The organism is Pectobacterium aroidearum (assembly GCF_015689195.1).
GTDB classification, from domain to species: domain Bacteria; phylum Pseudomonadota; class Gammaproteobacteria; order Enterobacterales; family Enterobacteriaceae; genus Pectobacterium; species Pectobacterium aroidearum.
Window position 1 is genome coordinate 4,509,173 of the sequence record NZ_CP065044.1, and the last position, 21,356, is coordinate 4,530,528.

General features: G+C 53.0%; 17 protein-coding genes. 12 read left to right on the forward strand and 5 right to left on the reverse strand.

Going from position 1 to position 21,356, the window contains the following annotated elements; all coding sequences use genetic code 11:
* Positions 1 to 43 precede the first annotated feature (43 nt).
* A complete protein-coding gene (gene cas3, locus I2D83_RS20095; RefSeq protein WP_205947204.1) occupies positions 44 to 2,764 on the reverse strand; it encodes a CRISPR-associated helicase Cas3' in 2,721 nt (906 codons plus the stop codon).
* 36 nt (positions 2,765 to 2,800) lie between these two features.
* Positions 2,801 to 3,352: a bactofilin family protein gene (locus I2D83_RS20100; RefSeq protein ID WP_181829950.1), complete on the reverse strand. Its 552-nt coding sequence runs from the start codon at positions 3,350 to 3,352 to the stop codon at positions 2,801 to 2,803.
* 470 nt (positions 3,353 to 3,822) lie between these two features.
* Between I2D83_RS20100 and I2D83_RS20105 the strand changes: the two genes are divergently transcribed.
* The 5 genes from I2D83_RS20105 (at position 3,823) to I2D83_RS20125 (ending at position 10,389) form a co-directional block, all read left to right on the forward strand.
* Positions 3,823 to 4,746 (forward strand): aminoimidazole riboside kinase, encoded by a 924-nt coding sequence (locus tag I2D83_RS20105; RefSeq protein ID WP_205947205.1) that lies wholly within the window; start codon positions 3,823 to 3,825, stop codon positions 4,744 to 4,746.
* 198 nt (positions 4,747 to 4,944) lie between these two features.
* Positions 4,945 to 6,480, forward strand: coding sequence for a carbohydrate porin (locus I2D83_RS20110; RefSeq protein ID WP_205947206.1), 1,536 nt, complete (start codon positions 4,945 to 4,947; stop codon positions 6,478 to 6,480).
* 79 nt (positions 6,481 to 6,559) lie between these two features.
* The gene (locus I2D83_RS20115; protein ID WP_012773065.1) at positions 6,560 to 7,930 is read left to right on the forward strand and encodes a sucrose-specific PTS transporter subunit IIBC; all 1,371 of its coding nucleotides are present in this window, start codon (positions 6,560 to 6,562) and stop codon (positions 7,928 to 7,930) included.
* The gene (locus tag I2D83_RS20120; protein ID WP_205947207.1) at positions 7,930 to 9,339 is read left to right on the forward strand and encodes a glycoside hydrolase family 32 protein; all 1,410 of its coding nucleotides are present in this window, start codon (positions 7,930 to 7,932) and stop codon (positions 9,337 to 9,339) included. Before I2D83_RS20115 ends, I2D83_RS20120 begins: the two co-directional genes overlap by 1 nt.
* 30 nt (positions 9,340 to 9,369) lie before the next feature.
* Positions 9,370 to 10,389, forward strand: a complete 1,020-nt coding sequence (locus tag I2D83_RS20125) for a LacI family DNA-binding transcriptional regulator (protein ID WP_181829955.1) — start codon at positions 9,370 to 9,372, stop codon at positions 10,387 to 10,389.
* A 109-nt stretch (positions 10,390 to 10,498) separates the two neighbouring features.
* Here the strand turns inward: I2D83_RS20125 and exbD are convergent, their stop codons facing one another.
* Both exbD and exbB read right to left on the reverse strand, forming a co-directional pair.
* A complete protein-coding gene (gene exbD / locus I2D83_RS20130; protein ID WP_010280259.1) occupies positions 10,499 to 10,924 on the reverse strand; it encodes a TonB system transport protein ExbD in 426 nt (141 codons plus the stop codon).
* 3 nt (positions 10,925 to 10,927) lie between these two features.
* Positions 10,928 to 11,938, reverse strand: a complete 1,011-nt coding sequence (gene exbB, locus I2D83_RS20135; RefSeq protein WP_181845784.1) for a tol-pal system-associated acyl-CoA thioesterase — start codon at positions 11,936 to 11,938, stop codon at positions 10,928 to 10,930.
* Positions 11,939 to 12,639: 701 nt separating this feature from the next.
* Between exbB and I2D83_RS20140 the strand changes: the two genes are divergently transcribed.
* The 5 genes from I2D83_RS20140 (at position 12,640) to I2D83_RS20160 (ending at position 17,962) form a co-directional block, all read left to right on the forward strand.
* Positions 12,640 to 13,617 (forward strand): TRAP transporter substrate-binding protein, encoded by a 978-nt coding sequence (locus I2D83_RS20140; RefSeq protein WP_182100448.1) that lies wholly within the window; start codon positions 12,640 to 12,642, stop codon positions 13,615 to 13,617.
* Between the two features lie 114 nt (positions 13,618 to 13,731).
* Positions 13,732 to 14,238 (forward strand): TRAP transporter small permease, encoded by a 507-nt coding sequence (locus I2D83_RS20145; protein WP_012773060.1) that lies wholly within the window; start codon positions 13,732 to 13,734, stop codon positions 14,236 to 14,238.
* 15 nt (positions 14,239 to 14,253) lie between these two features.
* Entirely contained in the window at positions 14,254 to 15,546 is a 1,293-nt protein-coding gene (locus tag I2D83_RS20150) for a TRAP transporter large permease (protein WP_012773059.1), read from the forward strand.
* 244 nt (positions 15,547 to 15,790) lie between these two features.
* Entirely contained in the window at positions 15,791 to 16,981 is a 1,191-nt protein-coding gene (gene metC, locus I2D83_RS20155; protein ID WP_181829958.1) for a cystathionine beta-lyase, read from the forward strand.
* A 321-nt stretch (positions 16,982 to 17,302) separates the two neighbouring features.
* A complete protein-coding gene (locus I2D83_RS20160) occupies positions 17,303 to 17,962 on the forward strand; it encodes a DedA family protein (RefSeq protein WP_012773057.1) in 660 nt (219 codons plus the stop codon).
* Positions 17,963 to 17,991: 29 nt separating this feature from the next.
* Here I2D83_RS20160 and I2D83_RS20165 read toward each other — a convergent pair whose 3' ends face one another.
* On the reverse strand, positions 17,992 to 18,981 hold the full coding sequence (locus tag I2D83_RS20165) for an AraC family transcriptional regulator (RefSeq protein WP_241007248.1): 990 nt from the start codon (positions 18,979 to 18,981) through the stop codon (positions 17,992 to 17,994).
* Between the two features lie 231 nt (positions 18,982 to 19,212).
* On the opposite strand from I2D83_RS20165, the gene I2D83_RS20170 reads away from it, so the two are divergent.
* The gene (locus tag I2D83_RS20170) at positions 19,213 to 19,953 is read left to right on the forward strand and encodes an NADPH-dependent oxidoreductase (RefSeq protein ID WP_012773055.1); all 741 of its coding nucleotides are present in this window, start codon (positions 19,213 to 19,215) and stop codon (positions 19,951 to 19,953) included.
* A gap of 3 nt (positions 19,954 to 19,956) precedes the next feature.
* Positions 19,957 to 21,120, forward strand: coding sequence for an alcohol dehydrogenase (yqhD, locus tag I2D83_RS20175; protein ID WP_012773054.1), 1,164 nt, complete (start codon positions 19,957 to 19,959; stop codon positions 21,118 to 21,120).
* Positions 21,121 to 21,356 lie beyond the last annotated feature (236 nt).

The window sequence follows — 21,356 nt, forward strand, 5'->3', positions numbered from 1 at the left end:
ATCGGCGAATACTGCGACAACGCCTCACAATGCAGCTTTCCTCTCACGAATCCAATAGCATCAACCCAACCCGTTCGCTATAAAACGCATGGGTTTCACCCCGATTCAGCAGCAGTACCTCTGCTTGTGGGCGGTGTAATTGCTGCCGAAACCGCTCCAGCGCATCCCCTTCCAGTAGCGGTAATCCGGTTTTACGTTTCTGCCACCAGCTTAACCGAACCTGCACGCGGCTCTGTTCCCAGGCGAAAGAGTCAGATGCAGCGTAAGGCTGTGGTAGCTCGCCATCGTTTTCCGGTTTCCACGCCAGATACAGATCCAGCGTTTCCTCGCCCATACGGGTGGAGATATCCACCGCATCGCTCCAGCCAGCTTCACTGGATTGAGCACAATAACCGTGAACCAATGCTAACGATGACTGACACGCAACTGAACGCTGACCGTATCGTTCACCCAATACCTTGTTGGCTATCGCTTCCAGATCCGTAGGCACTGCGCTCTGTTCTTCATACACGCTGTTGATCAGCTGTCGCGCCGCTTCCGGCATTTTGATCGCACCGTGTTCGCGTAATATCGCCTGTGTGCGCCACAGCGCAGCATGATCGGGATAAACGTAACCGCTGTTACGCAATTCATCGCCTAGCCAGTCAGCCTCCGCTTCCGGCTGCCAGATCGGAGCCATGATATGCAGCACCGCTGCTGGGCGCTCATCCGTTAGCGGCGCAGCGTCCGCCTCCGTTTTACGACGCCCGTCGAGAAATCGAATATGTCGCTGTAGTCGCCCTGCGCGTTGAATCAGCAGGTCGATGGGCGCAAGATCGCTAATCATGTTATCCACATCGATATCCAGCGACTGCTCGACAACCTGCGTGGCAATCAGTACCTTACCGGCACGCTCATCCGGCATACTGTCTTTGCCAAACCACGCCAGCGCCCGTTCTTCAATCGCCATCCGATCGCAAAAGGCAAAACGGCTGTGGAACAGCAACATATTTTCCTCTGCAATACCCGACTCAATAAGTTGGCGATAAACAGCGATAGCATCATCCACCGTATTCCTGATCCAACAGATCGATTGCCCTGCCGCTACGGCCGCTTTCACGCATTCGATGCCCTGCAACCGCTCATTCAACCAGCTAATCTTGACCTCACGTTTTACTTCCGCCCGCGTTTCCAGCGCCACTTCTCGCAGTCCTTCACGCGTTAATTGCGTCAACCAGGGGTAAGCCGCATCGGGGTCAGGTTGTGCAACTTCACAGGCAATCCCCTGCGAAAACGCCCGCGTCAGCTTTTCACGCAAGTTGAGCGGCAGCGTTGCAGTGAGGATAATGACGCTGCCGCCCTGCTGCGCATGAAAGCCAATCAGCAGCTCGATCAGCTTGCTCATGTAGGCGTCATACGCATGTACTTCATCCAGAATCAGCAGCTTGTTCTGTAGCCCCAATACCCGTAGCGACTGGTGGCGAAATGGCATCACCGCCATCAGTGCTTGATCGAGCGTACCCACGCCGATATCCGCCAGCAGTGCTTTCTTACGCGAGTCCGCGAACCAGATGTTGCAGTCTTTGCTGGCAGCATTTTCTCCCTTGTCATATTGTGCCTGCCCCTGACAATCACCTTCCCACAGCGATTGCATAAAGGCTGATGACATATGTCGCGCCCCATGCGCCAGCATCAGCGAGGGATTGTGCTCTGGTGAATATAATGTGCGATAGGCTTTCGCCAGCCGTTTGTACATGGCATTCGCCGTTGCCATCGTCGGCAGGCCGACATAGATACCGCTCGCTTTTTGCTGCGCCATCAGCCGATGCGCCAGGATCATCGCCGCTTCCGTTTTCCCTGCACCGGTCACGTCTTCCAGAATGAAAAGCTGCGGCCCGTCAGCGGAAATATCAGCCTCTAACGCCTGCTGTTGCAGCGGCGTTGGCCGTTGGATAAACGGAAAAAGCTGTTGGATAGTATGAAAGGGGTCGGGAGGAAGCGTACGCGGCAAACGAGAGACGACCTTTTCTGCCGTCGGTAGCGCGTATTCACGCCAGTAGGTTTCAAGCGGCATCGGCGTGCTGCAATAGCGAAAATCCTGCTGGCGCGAGCCCAACCAATCCGCCAATACGGTCAAGCCAGCTAGCGCCCAGCTTTGCTGCTTCAGCCGGTTTCGCCAGCCTTTATCAGAGAAGCAGGCAGGAAACGTAGACGCTTCGGGAAAGCACGTTTCCAGATCGTTCAGGTAATGTTCTACCGCCAGATAATCATCACGATGAAAGGCCAGACTACCTTTGCATTCCGCCGCCGGTTTGCCGTGGTGCCCGGTAACAATGTTCAGCCAGATCTCCAGCGTATTTTTCACCACCGAAGTGAGCTTTTTCGTCCCTAAAGGGAATAAATGGGGGATGTCATCACGCATCGTCCATAGCCAGAAGCCCAGATCGTCGTGCCTTTCACGCCCAGATTGCCCCGAATACTGGACTAACGGGGAATCTGGGTTGACATATTTGCCCTGAAAACCACGGGCAAATTTCCCGATATCGTGCCACGCTAGAAAATACGCAAACCATACGGCGACATCATCACCGCCAGATGCCAGTTCATGCAGCACATGGTTAGCCTGAAAATAGTTTCCCTTTAATAAGAAATAACCGCAGGCCGCCACATCCAAACCGTGATAAGGCAGCAGATGATAATCATCCCCCTCCAGTGCATCCGCCGATCTTTTGGCTTTTCCCCAATACTGGAAATAGTACCGACCGATGACATCTTCCGTATCCATAGATTTTACCTGTCAGAATAGCCTTTCCCGACGACCTCACGCCGTTGGCACATTACCCGCTAGTGCGACAACGTTTTCTTGTTCTGCGGGCGCCTTAGCGGCTTTCTCTTTTTTCTTGTCCACGTAGGTCTGTTTTTCCTGATTCTGCGTAGGTGGGGTCAGCGGGTGGGACTGACCGGTGAAGACGCCGCCTTTTTCGATGGAGAGTTCATCGGTGAAGATATCGCCGAATACTTTTCCCTGCGCCAGAATAGCCACGACGCTGGCAGCGATGCGTCCTTCAACGCGACCATTGATGATGATCTGCTGCGATTTCATTTCGCCATTTACCTGACCAGTGTGCTCCACTTTAATCGTGTTATCGCACTGCACATCGCCTTCTACCCGGCCTTCGACGGTGATATTGCCATCCACCACCAGAGATCCCGTCATGCGTGCGCCCTGAGAAATGAAGGTGTCTTTTTTCACGCGCACAGGGTTCACTGAATTAATCAACTCGTTCGATGGGCTGATCGCGGGGGAGCTGTTTATTTCACTGCGCTCTTGCGGTTCTTTTGCGTCTTTTTTGTTTTTATCAAATGAAAACATCGTGTTATTCCTTTTAACAGTATAGAAAAATGCGATCGCGACACTCGCGGCTAGTACGGCAGCCACTCCCTGACCGTAATATCGAAGGGGGAATTCGCTATAAATATCAATAAGCCAGGCGGCGACCAACAAAGCCCATAACGCCCATATTCCCCAAAGCAGGTTGTAATTACGCACCGGGGTAGCCCCGGAAAGAGGTGGGGTAATGCATATCCTTCTCCATTCGTCCTTTTTGCAGCTTGAATCCCAGATTAATTCAGCCACGCTCAGTAACTATCGGATGACAGTTCCTTTTATTTAGTCCGATGACCGTGGCAACGTGATGACTATCGCATAAATTTTCACCAACGCGATGGGGAAAAGTGCGTTTTATTGATGTGGGTGCGTCTCTACAGCGAAGAGTATTGCTTAGCTAAACCGATTCTTCTATTTTAGCAAACAGTCTAATTCTCGTTGATAAGAGTAACGTTATGGCAAATAGAATTTGGGTCATGGGCGACGCGGTTGTCGATCTCATCCCGGAAGATGCGGAACGCTATCTGAAATGCCCCGGTGGAGCACCGGCGAATGTCGCCGTTGGCATTGCCAGACTGGGCGGAAACAGCGCGTTTATCGGTCGCGTCGGTGACGATGTTTTTGGCCATTTTCTCAAAACAGTGCTGGAACAGGAAAACGTCGATATCCATCACATGGCGCACGACAGGTTCCACCGAACCTCAACCGTGGTCGTGAGCCTTGATGAAACAGGGGAACGAGCCTTCACATTTATGGTACGCCCGAGTGCCGACCTGTTTTTACAGCCGGAAGATCTACCGATATTCAACCGGGGAGAATGGCTGCACCTCTGCTCTATCGCCCTCTCACAGGAACCCTCACGCAGTACCGCCTTTGAGGCAATGCGGCAGGTAAAAGCCGCGCAGGGGCGGGTCAGCTTCGACCCGAATATCCGTGACGATCTCTGGCAAAGCGAGCAGGAACTGCGCGACTGCCTGACACAGGCGCTGATGCTGGCCGACGTGGTGAAGCTGTCACGTGAAGAGCTGGCTTTTCTGTGTTCAACACCGGACGTTGAAGCAGGGATTCAGCAGTTCATGCAGCGCTACCCCACACAGCTCTTGCTAGTGACGCTAGGCAGCGAAGGCGTCTGGTTGCACGATCGCCACCAACTACGACATTTTGCCGCACCATCGGTGACCCCTGTCGATACTACGGGGGCAGGAGACGCTTTCGTTGCCGGTTTACTGCATGGCCTGGCGCAGTATGACGACCTGTCACAGCCGCTTAGCTGGGATCCGATTATCGCGCAGGCACAGCGGTGTGGCGCGCTTGCCACCACGGCAAAAGGCGCAATGACCGCACTTCCCTACGCTCAGCAATTGCACGCGCTCCCTTAGCCCAGCCCTAATCCCTCCGTTTAATACGGTTACCGCCCGGTTTTGTAGTCAGGATCACAGTTACAGAATCGGGCGAGTGAAATTTCTTGCTAACCCTCCTGCTGGCTTTTATTTTCCTCATGAAAAACCGGTTTAGCAATTTAGCTAAACAAGAGAAATCCAAAAACAATAAATCTCCTTCACGACGAGAACGAAAAAATGAAACCAAGCCACCTTGCTGTGACGATAGGATTATTACTCTCCTCCCCGCTTTATGTTTCTGCTGCCAACACCGATAGTATTGAAGCTCGCCTGAACGCCATGGAGCAACGCCTGCAACAGGCGGAAGCCCGTGCTCAGGCCGCCGAGGCCAGAGCTGACGCCGCGGAAAAGCAAACCCAACAGCTCGCCACTCGCACGACGCAAACCGAACAGAAAACCCAGCAGGTGGAGCAGCGCACGACGGCGCTGGCTAAGCAAAAATCATTCGCCGATGGATTTGAATTCCACGGCTACGCGCGTTCCGGCCTGTCGATCAATGATTCCGCCACCAGTTCCAAAACCGATATCGGGCCGGGCATGTCCCCTGCGGGTCAGACTGGCGGACATATTGGTCGTTTAGGCAATGAAGACGACACCTACGTCGAGATCAAACTGGAACACAAACAGAAGCTGGATAACGGTGCGACCACTCGCTTCAAGGTGATGATGGCGGATGGCCAGCGCAGCTATAACGACTGGACGGCAACCACCAGCGACCTGAATATCCGCGAAGCCTTCGTCGAGCTGGGTTCATTACCGACCTTCACCGGCGCCTTTAAGGACACCACGCTGTGGGCGGGTAAACGCTTCGATCGCGATAACTTCGATATCCACTGGCTGGACAGCGACGTGGTCTTCCTCGCGGGCACCGGCGGCGGGATCTATGACGTGAAATGGGCGGATAGCGCCAAGAGTAACTTCTCGCTGTATGGCCGCAGCCTCGGCGAAATTACCTCGCTGGATAACGACATCAAAAACTACGTCTTTACCGCGAATAACTACGTCGGGCCCTTCCAGTTCATGCTGAGCGGGTTAACCGCGAAGAACAACGATGTAAAACAAAATACCGGTACAAGCCGCGATAACACCTTCGTTACCAATACCAATGCGGGCGATAAAGGCTATCACGCCATGGTGGCTTACCACGGCGACAGCTTCTACGGCTTACGCGACGGGACATCGAAAACCGCGATCCTCTACGGTCACGGACTGGGCGGCGAAGTGAAGAACATCGGTGCCGACGGCAACCTGACCAACGACGCCAACACCTGGCGGTTTGCGACTTACGGTACGACCGCGTTGAACAAAACCTGGAGCTTTGCTCCATCCATTCTGGCGCAAACCAGCAAGGACCGTTACGTCAACGGCGATAGCTACGAGTGGGTAACGTTTAATGCGCGCCTGATTCAGGAAATCACCGAAAACTTTGCACTGGCCTATGAAGGCAGCTATCAATACATGGACCTCGATCCGCGCGGCTATCGCAGCCTGAATCAGGTGAGCGGCGGCTTCTACAAATTGACCTTCGCACCGACGTTCAAGGTTGGCGATATCGGCAACTTCTTTAGCCGCCCTGAACTGCGCGTGTTTGCCAGCTACATGGACTGGGATAAACGACTGGATAATTACTCCAGTGAAGATACGTTTGGCTCCACCGGCTTTAAAGCAGGCGGCGAATGGAACTTCGGTATCCAGATGGAAACCTGGTTCTAACCCTTGCCCGGCCTTGGCGTCGATTACACGCTAATCGACGCCAAAGACACTGCATATCCGATTGAAAAAGAGGAATAACATGGATATCAACAAAACCGCCGCCGCGCTCATCCCCCTTCTTGGCGGAAAAGAGAATATCGCCAGCGCGGCTCACTGTGCGACTCGTCTGCGTCTGGTACTGAATGACGACAATTTGGCAGACAAGAAAGCCATCGAGAACGTTGACGGCGTGAAAGGCTGCTTCCAGAACGCCGGACAAATGCAGATTATTTTCGGTACGGGACTGGTTAACAAGGTATATGCCGAGTTCATCAAAGCGGCAGGCATCAGCGAATCGAGCAAGTCCGAAGCGGCCTCCATCGCAGCGAAAAAGCTGAACCCACTGCAACGTCTGGCGCGCCTGCTATCAAACATCTTCGTCCCTATCATGCCGGCGATTATCGCTTCCGGTCTGTTGATGGGGCTGCTCGGCATGATCAAGACCTACGGTTGGGTCGATGCCAGCAGCGCAATCTTCGTAATGCTGGATATGTTCAGCTCCGCTGCATTTATCATTTTGCCTATCCTGATCGGTTTTACTGCCGCGCGGGAATTCGGCGGTAACCCCTATCTGGGCGCGACGCTGGGCGGCATTCTGACTCATCCAGCGCTGACCAACGCCTGGGGCGTCGCGGGCGGCTTCCAAACCATGCATTTTTTCGGCATGGACATCGCCATGATCGGCTATCAGGGTACCGTGTTTCCGGTCCTGCTGGCCGTCTGGTTCATGAGCATCGTGGAAAAGCGCCTGCGTAAAATCGTCCCTGACGCATTGGATATCATCGTTACGCCTTTCCTGACGGTCATCATTTCCGGCTTCGTGGCGATGTTGATCATCGGTCCGGCTGGGCGCGCGCTGGGCGATGGTATTTCTTTCTTACTCAGCACATTGATTACTCACGCGGGCTGGCTGGCCGGATTGCTGTTCGGCGGCCTCTATTCCGCCATCGTCATCACCGGTGTTCATCACAGCTTCCATGCCATTGAAGCCGGACTACTGGGCAACCCTAATATCGGCGTCAACTTCCTGCTGCCAATTTGGGCAATGGCGAACGTGGCACAGGGCGGCGCGTGTCTGGCGGTATACTTCAAAACGCGTGATGCCAAAACCCGAGCGATTGCCGTTCCCGCAGGGCTGTCTTGCCTGCTGGGCATCACTGAAGCCGCGATATTTGGTATCAACCTGCGCTTCATTAAACCGTTCCTGGCTGCACTGGCTGGCGGTGCGCTCGGTGGCGCGTGGGTCGTCTTCAATCACGTCAATATGACGGCCGTCGGGCTGACCGGTTTTCCAGGTCTGGCCATTGTGCAAGGAGGATCGATGCTTAACTACCTGATTGGGATGTTCATTGCCTTCGGTGCCGCCTTTACCCTGTCCTTATTGCTGAAATATAAAACGGATAGCGAATAATGAAGGAAGTCCACTTATTAAAGCGCATGGCGCACGCCCTGATGTCAGGTCACTCACGGAAACAGGAAGACCCGTATCGCCCAGAATGGCATCTGTCCCCGTGCGTTGGTCTGCTCAACGATCCGAACGGATTTATTCATCACAAGGGGCGTTACCATCTGTTTTATCAGTGGAATCCTTTGTCTTGTGCCCACGGAGCGAAATTCTGGGGGCACTGGAGCTCTGCCGATCTGGTGAACTGGACACATGAGCCCGTCGCACTGGTGCCGAGCGAAAGCTATGAAAGCCACGGCTGCTACTCCGGTTCTGCCGTAGTGGATCAGGGAGCGCTCATGCTGATGTATACGGGTAACGTGAAATACGACGACGGCTCGCGTACCGCGTTTCAGTGCCTCGCCCGTGAGAATCCTAACGGTGAATATGACAAACTGGGAGCGGTTCTGACGCTCCCTGACGGCTACACCGGACACGTTCGCGATCCCAAAGTGTGGCGTCATGACGACCGCTGGTACATGGTGCTCGGCGCACAGGATCTCGACCTACAGGGGAAAGTGCTGCTCTACCGTTCTGACGATCTGCTGGCATGGGAAAAGATCGGCGAGATCGCCGGTTCCCGTCTAGGCGGACTCGGGGATTTTGGCTACATGTGGGAATGCCCGGACCTGTTCCCGTTAGATGGAAAAGACGTACTGATTTGTTGTCCGCAAGGCGTTCCCGCCGAAGAAGAGCGCTACCTGAATACCTTTCAGGCTGGCTATGTTATCGGCTCACTCAATTACGACAATGGTGCTTACCCGCATCAGGACTTCCACGAACTGGATCTCGGCTTCGAGTTTTATGCCCCACAAACCACGCTGAGCGAAGACGGGCGACGCCTGCTGTTCGGCTGGATGTCGATTCCCGATGAGAATGAATTTTTTGAACCGACGATCGAATACGGCTGGATCCATACCATGACCTGCCCACGCGAGCTCACGCTGCGTGGCGATCGTGTTTATCAACGTCCCGCGCGTGAACTGCAGCAGCTACGCAGGCAACAGTACACCTGGCATGGTGCCGCAGACTACGCCTCTCCGCTCCATGCCAACAGCGCGGAAATCCTTATCACCGTTCAGGGAGAATTCCAGCTCAGCCTCGCCTCTCAGTTGGTTCTCTGCTGGGATGGAGAACGCGTCACGCTGAGCCGTCGCAACCGCCGCACTGGCGAACCCGAACACCGCTACTGGCGCGGCGAGCTGAGCCAATTGCAGATACTGTGCGATCGCTCCAGCGTTGAAATCTTCATCAACGACGGTGAAGCCGTGATGTCTGCGCGTTATTTCCCAGAAAGTGAAGCGACCATGACGTTCAGCGGCTCTGGGCGATTAACGCTACAGCACTGGCTGTTAGCGCCATGCGTGATAGAATAACTTTCCTTTTTTCTGATAGCAGACCTCGCGGTGAAACCGACTAAACGCATAACAATCAGTGACATCGCCGCGCTGGCCGGTGTATCAAAATCCACTGCCAGTCTGGTACTTAACGGACGTAGCAAAGAGTTTCGCGTTTCTGATGAAACCCGCGATCGCATTTTGGCCGTCGCGCATGAGCAGCGTTATCAGCCCAGCATTCACGCCCGTTCGCTGCGTTCCTCACGCAGCAACACGCTGGGTCTGGTGGTGCCAGAAATGACCAACTACGGCTTTGCCGTGATTTCCCGCGAGTTGGAGATGCTGTGCCGTGAAGCAGGGCTACAGTTGCTGATTGCCTGCACCGACGAAAACGCCAGTCAGGAGATGATGGCGGTGAACAGTCTGGTTCAGCGTCAGGTCGATGGTCTGATTGTCGCCTCCAGCCTATTGAGCGATATCGAATATCAGAAAATTAATCAGCAGTTACCTGTCATACAATTTGATCGGGTGATTGGTGATTCCACGCTGCCGATGGTGATTTCCGAAGCGGTAGAATCCACGGCAGAAATGGTCGAACGTATCGCTCGCCAACATCGTGACGAGTTCTATTTCCTTGGCGGCCAGCCGAGAATCTCTCCGACTCGCCACCGTCTGGAAGGCTTCCAGCTCGGGCTGGCACGCGCAGGCATCGACTGCAAGCCGGAATGGATTATTCATGGCAGCTATCACCCCAGCGCGGGTTATGAAATGTTTGCCCAACTGTGTGCAACGCTGGGTCGTCCGCCAAAAGCGCTGTTTGTCGCCGCCTGTGGCCTAATGGAAGGCGTGCTGCGTTATATGAACCAACATAACCTGATGGAAAGCGGCATCCGACTATGCTGCTTTGACGATCACTATCTGTTTGATTGTTTACCGTTGAAAATCGATACCGTGGCGCAGGATTGTGAAAATCTGGCACGCAACAGCTTTGAGATGGTAACCAGCCTGATTGCACAGCAGCCGCTTGAAGAAGATCGGCGCTACATCCCGACACGGATTCACTGGCGTCACCCTGACTCGCGGGCATAGGCTTAACGCCCAAAGCTCCTTGCCGTCATCCAGAAGCTACAGACGTAAAAAAAGGAACGCGGTTTGGACATTCATCCCGCATTCCTTCTTAACACACAACCTTCAACCGTTATTTAGCGGCAGCGGTTTCCGCACCAACCAAGCCAACCTTGAGGTAGCCCGCTTTACGCAGTGAATCCATCACGCTCATGATGGTTTCATAATCGACGCTTTTATCTGCCTGAAAGAAGATCGTCGTTTCTTTGTTAGCACTGGTTTTCGCATCCAGCACCTGAGCCAGCGACTGCTCGCTAACGACCTCTTCTCCCAGAAACATTTGCTTATCCGCTTTTACCGTCAGATAAAGCGGTTTTTCCGGTCGCGGCTGCGGCGCTGCCGATGACGCAGGCAAATCGACACGAATGTCCACGGTTGCCAGCGGTGCCGCCACCATGAAGATAATCAGCAGAACCAGCATGACGTCAATGAACGGCGTGACGTTAATGTCATGCATTTCACCGTCATCACTCACGTCCTCCTTCAAATGCATCGCCATGACTTAACCCACCCGCAGTTTATGCGCTGCTGAAGACGCCCGGTTGTCGTTGCTGGCAGCCACGTCGAGATCGCGGCTTTGCAGCAGCAGCACTTGTGCAGCGACATCGCCGACCATCGCTTTGTAGCTGGCGATCGAACGTGCAAAGACGTTATAGATAACCACCGCAGGAATTGCGGCAACCAGACCAATCGCCGTCGCCAGCAGGGCTTCTGCGATCCCCGGCGCGACCACCGCCAGATTGGTGGTTTGCGTCTGTGCAATACCGATGAAGCTGTTCATGATGCCCCATACCGTACCGAACAGCCCCACGAATGGCGCAACCGCACCGACCGTTGCCAGATAGCCGTTACCACGCCCCATATGACGACCAGTAGCCGCCACGCGACGTTCCAGACGAAATGCGGTACGTTCTTTAATCCCGTTGTTGTCATCAGAACGTGCGGAAAGTTCCAGTTCGTTCTGCGCATCCACCAGCAGTTGCTGTGCAACGCTGCCAGTTTTGAACGCGTCCGCCGTTTCCAGTGCATCATCCAGCGTTTTCGCCTGTTCCAGTGCCAGATATTCACGGCGCAGGCGGCGTTTCGCACCAGACATCTCAACGCTTTTACTGAAGAAGATCGCCCAGGTAATCACGGAGGCCAGCAGTAAGCCGATCATCACCGTTTTCACCACGGCATCAGCGTGCTGGTACATACCCCAGACGGATAAATCGGTTTTCATCAGGTTATTGGTGCCCGGTGCCGCACTGGCAGGCAGCGCGAGTGCGGACGCAGGTGCCTGTGCATCAGCAGTCACAGGGGCAGCAGGAGACGCCACAGCAGGCTGAGAGGCAGTAGCAGCATTCTCTGTCGATAACGGTGCCGTTGCAGGAGCCGCAAACGCATTTCCACTTAGTCCCGCCGTACACAGCAGGATAACCAGCACGCTACGGGAAAATGCGCTGAACGCGCCACGTTTTTTTTGCCAGGTTGATAACACCTGTTGAGTTGTATTACTGACAGCCGTCTTCACGCTGTGCCTCCACCATTCGTTCTGTACAATCATGTGTTCTGTACAATACCCGCACATACCCACAGGTATGATGCCGCAATAACGCAGCCTGAAATGATACCAAACCCTGAACGAATTGATAGTCGTTCTCATTATTATTTACACCAGATAACGCACTTTTCTTGCGTTCTGACAGAGTTTTTGGGGGTATTGCCTGCATATCGGCAGAAAAAGCATAAAAACAAGAAAGAAGGTGTGCATTACGGAATATCCCAGGCGAGATAGCCCGAAAACACGGCGTGATATCCCAGATATTATGATCGAATTTTTATTATCAGCTTTTTGTGATCAACATTAAGTTATCACACCATTTCACAATGGCTGACGATAAGTTTTCTGAAACAAATAGATACATAAGAACACAATAAGATAAATAAAAACACCATGTTACGCATATTCCTAAGAGTCAAATAGGAATGAAATCCATATAAAACAGCATTTCATATTAGCTTTTTCTTTTGTGACACGAGTCATTCTACAAAGTTGTATAATAGGTTAGCTTAACTCGTAGAGAATACCGACGAGCGCCACAATAATATCTAATGGTTAGCCGTCTTCTCATCATTAAACCCACTCTTCATTACTCTATTTTTCATGGGTTTATATTTTTAATATCACCATTTGATTATCGATAATGTCACCCCACCTCTGGAGATAATTCAATGAAGCTGTCGAAAACATTGATCGGCGTTTGTCTGGGTTCTACTGCACTCCTGATGAGCCAAGCGATTCAGGCACAACAAATTAAAGCCTCTGATGTTCACCCTGAAGGTTACCCTAATGTCGTCGCAGTTCAGAAAATGGGAGAGAAATTAAAAGCCGCCACAGGTGGCAGGCTGGAAATTAAAACCTTCCCCGGCGGCGTATTGGGCGATGAGAAGCAAATGATTGAGCAGGCGCAGCTCGGCGCGATTGATATTATCCGTGTATCCATGACGCCCGTTGCCGCTATTTTACCGGAAATAGAAGTCTTCACACTGCCCTATATTTTCCGTGATGAAGATCATATGCATAAAGTACTGGATGGAAAAATCGGCCAGGAAATTGGTGACAAGATTACCCATAGCAGCAAATCAAAATTGGTTTTTCTGGGCTGGATGGACGCAGGAACGCGTAACTTAATCACCAAACAGCCGGTGGTGAAACCGGAAGACCTCAAGGGCATGAAAATTCGCGTCCAGGGCAGCCCGGTCGCGCTGGCAACGCTAAAAGCCATGGGCGCCAACTCGATCGCGATGGGCGTTAGTGAAGTCTTCAGTGGCATGCAAACTGGCGTCATTGACGGCACTGAGAATAACCCACCAACGTTTGTCGCACACAACTACCTGCCTGTCGTGAAAAACTATACCTGGAGCCGCCACTTCATTATTCCTGAGCTGTTCCTGTACTCCAAAACCAAATGGGACAAACTTTCTCAAGAGGATCAGGATCTTATCCTGAAGCTGGCGAAAGAAGCGCAACAAGAACAGCGCGTGCTGTGGAATGAATATACTCAGCAATCTCTGGATAAAATGAAGGCCGGTGGCGTTCAATTCCATGAAATTGATACCGAGTACTATTTCAAAGCCACACAGCCCGTACGCGATCAATTTGGTGCCAAATATCAGGATCTGATTAAAGCCGTCGCTGACGTCCAATAATCAATATCTCATCTCAGCGGATAAATAGTCTGCTATTTATCCGCCATCATGAATAGCCTCGTATTAACAATTACCCTTCGCGGTTCACTCCGCGAAGTGAATATAGGTGGCGCAATGGCACAGTCTTATCTTTCCAGCATGGATGTACTCTATCGTATTGCCATGTGGGTTTCTGGTCTGGCGTTATTAATTATGACGATCGTAATTCCTGTCGGTATATTCGCACGCTATGTATTAAATGCCGCATTATCCTGGCCAGAACCCATTTCAATTATCTGTATGGTGACGTTTACTTTTGTAGGCGCAGCCGTCAGTTACCGTTCCAACTCACATATTGCCGTCAGTATGTTAACCGACAGATTGCCAGAATCCGGTAAGAAGATTTGTGTTCATCTGTCGAACCTCCTGATGCTCTTAATCAGCCTGTTTATTCTCTATTACAGCACGTTACTTTGTCTGGAATTATGGGAACAGCCCGTTGCGGAGTTTCCGTTATTGACTGCAGGTGAAAGTTATTTACCGCTGCCTATCGGTTCGTTAATCACCGTGCTCTTCATCATCGAAAAAATGTTTTTCGGCCCGCAGGATAAACGCCCTGTGGTAATGCTTGGCAGTTCTTAATTCGGAGCCAATACCATGGATGCATTTATTCTGATTGCCTCACTGGCCGTGTTGTTAGCGGTCGGTGTTCCCGTCGCCTACGCGGTAGGGTTAAGCGCCATTGTTGGCGCGCTCTGGATCGATCTGCCGCTTGAGGCTGTCATGATCCAGGTTACCAACGGCGTGAACAAATTTTCGCTGCTGGCAATTCCTTTCTTTATTCTGGCTGGGGCAATTATGGCCGAAGGCGGGATTGCTCGTCGGCTGGTCAGCTTCGCTTACATCTTTGTCGGCTTTATTCGCGGCGGCTTATCGTTGGTTAATATCGTCGCCTCTACCTTTTTCGGCGCGATATCTGGCTCCTCCGTCGCAGACACAGCCTCAATCGGCTCGGTGATGATCCCGGAAATGGAGAAGAAAGGTTATCCGCGCGACTTCTCCGCCGCCGTCACCGCCAGCGGATCCGTACAGGCCATTTTGACACCGCCGAGTCACAACTCCGTGATCTATTCGCTGGCAACCGGCGGTACGGTTTCAATTGCCTCGCTGTTTATCGCAGGGATCCTGCCCGGCCTGCTGCTCAGTCTGACCATGATGGTGATGTGCGTCGGTTTTGCCCATCGCCGCGGCTATCCAAAAGGCGAACGTGTGCCGTTCCGTCAGGCGCTGAAAATCTTTGTCGATACCCTATGGGGGCTGATGACGGTCGTCATCATCATGGGGGGGATTCTGTCAGGTATTTTTACCGCGACCGAGTCTGCGGCCATCGCCTGCCTATGGTCCTTCTTCGTGACCATGTTTATCTATAAAGATTACAAGTGGTCGGAACTGCCCAAGCTGATGTACCGCACGGTCAAAACCGTCACGATCGTGATGATCCTGATCGGCTTCGCCGCCGCGTTCGGTGCCATCATGACTTACATGCAGTTGCCCGCCCGCATCACCGAGTTTTTTACCTCCATCTCGGATAACAAATACGTCATCCTGATGTGTATTAACATCATGCTGCTTCTGCTGGGTACGCTGATGGATATGGCGCCGCTGATCCTGATCCTGACACCCGTTTTGCTGCCCGTCGCTCTCTCGCTCGGCATCGATCCGGTGCATTTCGGCATGATCATGCTGGTGAACCTCGGGATTGGTCTGATTACGCCGCCAGTGGGATCGGTACTTTTCGTCGCCAGTGCGGTGAGTAAACAGAAGATAGAACAGGTCGTTAAAGCGATGCTGCCCTTCTACTGTGGGCTCTTCCTTGTGCTGATGCTGGTCACGTATATTCCGGCCATTTCGCTGTGGCTGCCCAAACTCTTTGGCGTTCATACGGGTTAATCTGTCCCAATTGCGCCATGTTTTCTGGATTGTATTGGATAACATGGCGCTTCTTGCTTTCTTCCTGAAATGTTTTCATCTACCTCCCATCTTATCCTACTTACGCCCACACGCAGCCCAAGCCGTGATAACGTAGAGTTAATACATTGAATAGCGCCCCCTTGTTTCCTCACACTCTCACTATCGGGAATATCTGGCGTATTGGGTCATCCGGCAGGATTGAATAGAAAAGGTAATAGTGGTTATGACAAGCAAAAAAACGGCAACAGCGTTAGTCGCCGCAGGACGCAGCAAGAAATTCACCCACGGCTCCGTAAACCCCGTTATTCAGCGCGCTTCCTCGCTGGTATTCGATACCGTGCAGGACAAGAAGCACGCCACCATTAACCGAGCCAAAGGCGCGTTGTTCTATGGTCGCCGCGGTACGCTGACCCATTTCGCATTTCAGGAAGCGATGGTGGAGCTGGAAGGCGGTGTAGGCTGCGCGTTGTACCCCTGTGGTGCCGCTGCCATTTCTAACGCAATCCTCTCTTTCGTTGCGGCAGGCGATCACATTCTGGTGACGGAGTCGGCCTACGAACCGACACAGGATTTCTGCACGAAAGTGCTTAACAAGCTGAACGTCAGCACCACCTATTTCAACCCGCTCATCGGTGCCGATATTGCCGAACTGATCCAACCCAATACCAAAGTTGTCTTTCTCGAATCGCCGGGCTCCATCACCATGGAAGTCCATGATGTGCCCGCGATCGTACAGGCCGTGCGCCGCATCAATCCCGAAATCGTTATCATGATTGATAACACCTGGGCAGCAGGCATTTTATTTAAAGCATTCGATTTCGATATTGATATCTCTATCCAGGCGGGTACGAAATACATCGTTGGCCATTCCGATGCCATGCTCGGCACGGCAGTGGCGAATGAGCGCTGCTGGGCACAACTGCGCGAGCATTCCTATCTGATGGGACAAATGGTGGACGCCGATACCGCCTATGTCGCCAGCCGTGGCCTGCGCACGCTGGGCGTCAGGCTCAAACAGCATCAGGAAAGCAGTATCCGCATTGCGAAGTGGCTGGCTGAGCGGCCGGAAGTCGCCGTCGTTAATCACCCTGCGTTGCCAGAATGCAAAGGGCATGAATTCTACGTCCGCGATTTTAACGGCTGCAACGGCTTGTTCTCCTTTGTGCTGAAGGAGAAATTAAGCAAGGAAGCACTGGCGCACTATCTGGATCATTTTGAGCACTTCAGCATGGCGTATTCCTGGGGGGGCTTCGAGTCTCTGATTCTGGCGAATCAACCGGAAGAACTCGCGGCGATCCGCCCGGCGAGCGGTGTGGATTTTACCGGCACACTTATTCGGTTACATATTGGACTTGAAGACAGTGACGATCTGATCGACGATCTGGCCGCGGGTTTCAGCAGGCTGAGCGCCTAGCAAGGCGTCAGCAAGCTGACGCACTGTCAAACGGCAGGAAAAAATACAGAAAATGTGACGGCCATAAGGCCGCCATGTCTTGATTTCCCCTGCGGGGCGGTGGGTAATGCGTTATGATAATCATGAGTCAACGCTTACTAAAAAACCGCGTTACCTTAACCAAAAATTAAGCATTAAGCTTTATCGTATTCTCACAACAATGCGGCAAAGCGTTTTGCCCATACTGATTTTAGGGCTTGATAGGCAGTAGATTTCAGGTAACCCAGCGTTCCACCGCCGCTGCCTGAAAGATAGTGAATATCGTCACTGGCGGGAAGTAATATGAGTGTGGTTCACGACATTATTCAGGCGCTCTGGCAGCAGGATTTTAGTGCACTGGCCGATCCCCACGTCATTTGGGTGGTTTACGGCATTCTGTTCACGACGCTGTTTCTGGAGAACGGTCTGCTGCCTGCCTCTTTTCTGCCCGGCGATAGCCTCCTGCTGCTCACCGGCGCCATGATTGCCAAAGGCGTAATGAGCTTTTTCCCTACGATGATCCTGCTCACCATCGCAGCCAGCCTCGGCTGCTGGCTCAGTTACCTGCAAGGGCGCTGGCTGAGCGATACGCGTCTGGTAAAGGGCTGGCTATTACAGCTTCCCGCCCACTATCACCAACGCGCCCATCATCTGTTCCATCGCCACGGCCTGATGGCGCTGCTGGTTGGCCGCTTTTTAGCATTTATCCGCACGCTGCTGCCGACAATGGCCGGTATTTCCGGGTTAAATAATACGCGCTTTCAAATCTTTAACTGGCTCAGCGGTTTGCTGTGGGTCGGGGGGATTGTCACGCTCGGCTATGCGCTCAGCCACATTCCGCTGGTCAAACGCTATGAAGATCAGGTGATGACCGCGCTGATCCTGCTCCCGATTATTTTGCTGATCAGCGGCCTGATTGGCATGGCTGTCGTAGTGTGGCGTAAAAAACGTGCCGTCGCCTAATTGGGCTACCGCACGTTTTCTTAACGCTTTCAGCTTTCCTCAACCACCATATTGCTGGCCTTTAATCTCGCCGCTTCATCGCTTGGCGTCGCACCGAAATAGCGCTTAAATTCCCGGCTAAACTGCGACACGCTCTCATACCCTACGCGAGCCGCCGCGACTCCCGCTCTCAGCCCCTCGTTGATCATCATCACGCGCGCTTTATGTAAGCGATAGGATTTCAGATACTGCAAAGGCGATGTGTTGGTCACCGCTTTGAAGTTATGATGAAACGCCGAAATGCTCATGTTCACTTCGGCTGCCAGCTGTTCCACATTCAGGTTATCGGCATAGTGGTTTTCGATACGTCGCAGAGACTTGGCAATCTGACTGAAGTGCGTGTGCCGATTAACCAACGCCTGTAATGCTGCACCGCGTTCGCCGCAGAGCATATGATAGATAATCTCGCGCACAATCGTCGGCCCCAGTACACGGGCATCGCGTGGGTTATCCATCGCATCTAACAGCCGTTCAACCGCACACAGAATCTCATCGGTCAGCGGCGCGCTGTTCACCCCGCACGTACAAGAACAGGGGCGGACCGCGCTATCGTCGTCACCAATGTCGATCAGCAAGTCCTGAAGCATCTGGATATCGATACGGATCGCCATCCCCACCAGCGGATGTTCAGCGCTGGCTATCGTTTCACATTCGAACGGCAGCGGCACCGTCATCAGCAGGTAGTTTTCCGGGTCATACTGGAAGGTTTTCCCCCCTACATAGCCAATCTTTTGCCCCTGAAAAATGATGACGATCGTCGGCTCATACATGACCGGCACGCGCGGGTGGTGCTGTTCCGTATAAAGAATTTTGACCTGAGGCACGAGCGAAGGCGTGGCCCAGTTTTTGGTCGAGCAGCGGATAGCCTGTTGCACGATACGTTGCCGTACCGTCTGCTGCGATTCTGTGAGTTCCTGAACGATGGGTTTCTGATCTGCGGGGTTCTGAACAAGCCCCTCGCATTGGCCTTCGGTCAACATAATTGGCTTTCCGTCAAAATAGAGTTATCTCGCTACTGGTTCGCTTTGTCTGCCCGAAGCCGCTCTCCTGACAGAAGAAATAAAATGACATACCTGCGAATTATTATCACCCTTTTCTCCTACATTTTGTAGAAATAGGCAATAAGCAAACAGAAATGTGCATTGAACGTCTTTCGTGGGTTGATGACAATATTGAGCATACATTCGCTTCTTCATCACCCGGGAAAAGACATGAATAAAACGATTGAACTGTTCACCTCACACCGCAGTGAACGCAGCTATCTTGATAAAGCGATTCCCGATGACGTGCTGGATGCCATTATTCAGTCCGCCCATCTGGCACCGACATCCGTGAACTCTCAGCAGGTTTCGCTCATCGTCACCCGCGACCCGGAACGCAAGGCACGCATCGCCGAGTTGGCTGGCGGCCAGCCGTGGATTGCCAAAGCGCCCGTCTTTATTACCGTGGTACTGGATATGCATAAAACACAGGTCGGGATTGCCATGAGCGGAAAGCAGCAACACGCGCATGAAAGCCTCGAAAGCCTGATCGCTGGCACAACGGATGTCGGTATCGCGCTTGGCACGCTGATGGCCGCGGCACGCTCATTTGGTCTGGGCATCGTCCCGATTGGCGGCATTCGTCGCGAGCCGCAGGCAATGATCGATTTTCTGGAACTGCCTGAACTGACGTTCCCCGTCGCAGGCGTCGCTATCGGTTATGTGGACACCCCTGCGCATCAAAAACCACGCCTGCCGCTGAATTCATTCCGCCATGATGAAACCTACCATCAGGACGTTCTGCCTGCGGCTATCGAGCAATATAACCAAACGCTGGTGACACACTGGCAGCAAACCGGCCGCGCAGACGGTGACAACTGGGGTGATAACACCGCCAGCTACTATCAGCACATTTATTTCCCGAAAGTCTTACCCGCGATCCTCCAACAGGGCTTTAAACTGGACAAATAACCTATGCTAAATTTCACACTTCATACCCCTACCAAAATTTTGTTTGGCGAAGGCCAGATTGCTGAATTAGGCAAAGAAATTCCTGCCGATGCCCGTATCCTCATTACCTACGGCGGCGGCAGCGTGAAGCACAATGGCGTACTGGATCAGGTCTATCGCGCACTAGAAGGCCGCAACGTACGTGAGTTTTCCGGCATTGAGCCAAACCCGACTTACGAAACGCTGATGAAAGCCGTCGAGGTCGTCCGTGCGGAGAAGATTGATTTCCTGCTGGCGGTTGGCGGTGGCTCTGTGGTTGATGGCACGAAATTTATCGCTGCCGCCGCAGATTATCAGGCTGCGCAGGACCCGTGGCATATTCTGCAAACCGGTGGGGCGGAAATCGATCGCGGCGTCGCGATGGCAGCCGTGCTTACCCTGCCAGCGACGGGTTCGGAATCCAACAACGGGGCAGTCATCACCCGTAAGTCGACCAATGATAAGCTCGCCTTCCGTTCGCGTTACACCCAGCCGCTTTTCGCCGTACTCGACCCGGTGGTGACTTACACCCTGCCCGCTCGCCAGATCGCGAACGGCGTGGTCGATGCCTTCGTTCATACCGTTGAGCAGTACCTGACGTATTCCGTCGATGCCAAAGTACAGGATCGTTTTGCGGAAGGCTTGCTGCTGACGCTGGTTGAAGAAGGCCCACGCGCGCTGGCAGAACCGGAAAACTACAAGGTCAGAGCCAATGTGATGTGGAGCGCTACAATGGCGTTGAACGGCCTGATTGGCGCCGGCGTACCGCAGGACTGGTCAACCCACATGCTAGGCCACGAATTAACGGCGCTGCATGGCCTCGACCATGCCCAGACGCTGGCTGTCGTGCTGCCCGCTATGCTGGCGGCAAGAAAAGCCCAGAAACGCGACAAACTGCTGCAATACGCCGAGCGCGTCTGGAACCTGCGTGACGGTAGCGAAGACCAACGCATCGACGGTGCAATTGCCGCTACGCGTGACTTCTTCGAGAAAATGGGCGTACCGACCCGCATGTCTGACTACCAGTTGGATGGCAGTTCCATCCCAACACTGGTCGCCAAGCTCAACGAGCATGGCCTGACGGCACTAGGCGAACACCGCGATATTACGCTGGAAGAAAGCCAGAAGATTTACGAAGCGGCACGCTAAGCCTTCCACACCTCATCATGCGAGTTACAGGAGAAAACACTACCGTTTAAACAACACTTATACCCTCACCTCAATGCTGTGTCTGTTAAGGGGAGCCGATCGGCTCCCTTTATCATCAGGCTACGTATAACCGACCAATTTTTCTACTAGACTGAAATCATATGCCTGTTCCTGCTAGGGATCACGTTCCGCAGTGTCCGTGATATGAACAGGTCGCCCATCCAGTTAACCCTATG

What these genes read in the sequence shown, in the direction of transcription:
- I2D83_RS20110 (WP_205947206.1), top strand. Translation starts at nt 4,945, where the DNA reads ATGAAACCAAGCCACCTTGCTGTGACGATAGGATTATTACTCTCCTCC.
- cas3 (WP_205947204.1), bottom strand. Translation starts at nt 2,764, where the DNA reads ATGGATACGGAAGATGTCATCGGTCGGTACTATTTCCAGTATTGGGGA.
- exbD (WP_010280259.1), bottom strand. Translation starts at nt 10,924, where the DNA reads ATGGCGATGCATTTGAAGGAGGACGTGAGTGATGACGGTGAAATGCAT.
- I2D83_RS20100 (WP_181829950.1), bottom strand. Translation starts at nt 3,352, where the DNA reads ATGTTTTCATTTGATAAAAACAAAAAAGACGCAAAAGAACCGCAAGAG.
- I2D83_RS20145 (WP_012773060.1), top strand. Translation starts at nt 13,732, where the DNA reads ATGGCACAGTCTTATCTTTCCAGCATGGATGTACTCTATCGTATTGCC.
- I2D83_RS20150 (WP_012773059.1), top strand. Translation starts at nt 14,254, where the DNA reads ATGGATGCATTTATTCTGATTGCCTCACTGGCCGTGTTGTTAGCGGTC.
- I2D83_RS20120 (WP_205947207.1), top strand. Translation starts at nt 7,930, where the DNA reads ATGAAGGAAGTCCACTTATTAAAGCGCATGGCGCACGCCCTGATGTCA.
- I2D83_RS20115 (WP_012773065.1), top strand. Translation starts at nt 6,560, where the DNA reads ATGGATATCAACAAAACCGCCGCCGCGCTCATCCCCCTTCTTGGCGGA.
- yqhD (WP_012773054.1), top strand. Translation starts at nt 19,957, where the DNA reads ATGCTAAATTTCACACTTCATACCCCTACCAAAATTTTGTTTGGCGAA.
- I2D83_RS20170 (WP_012773055.1), top strand. Translation starts at nt 19,213, where the DNA reads ATGAATAAAACGATTGAACTGTTCACCTCACACCGCAGTGAACGCAGC.
- metC (WP_181829958.1), top strand. Translation starts at nt 15,791, where the DNA reads ATGACAAGCAAAAAAACGGCAACAGCGTTAGTCGCCGCAGGACGCAGC.
- I2D83_RS20160 (WP_012773057.1), top strand. Translation starts at nt 17,303, where the DNA reads ATGAGTGTGGTTCACGACATTATTCAGGCGCTCTGGCAGCAGGATTTT.
- I2D83_RS20165 (WP_241007248.1), bottom strand. Translation starts at nt 18,981, where the DNA reads ATGTTGACCGAAGGCCAATGCGAGGGGCTTGTTCAGAACCCCGCAGAT.
- I2D83_RS20140 (WP_182100448.1), top strand. Translation starts at nt 12,640, where the DNA reads ATGAAGCTGTCGAAAACATTGATCGGCGTTTGTCTGGGTTCTACTGCA.
- I2D83_RS20105 (WP_205947205.1), top strand. Translation starts at nt 3,823, where the DNA reads ATGGCAAATAGAATTTGGGTCATGGGCGACGCGGTTGTCGATCTCATC.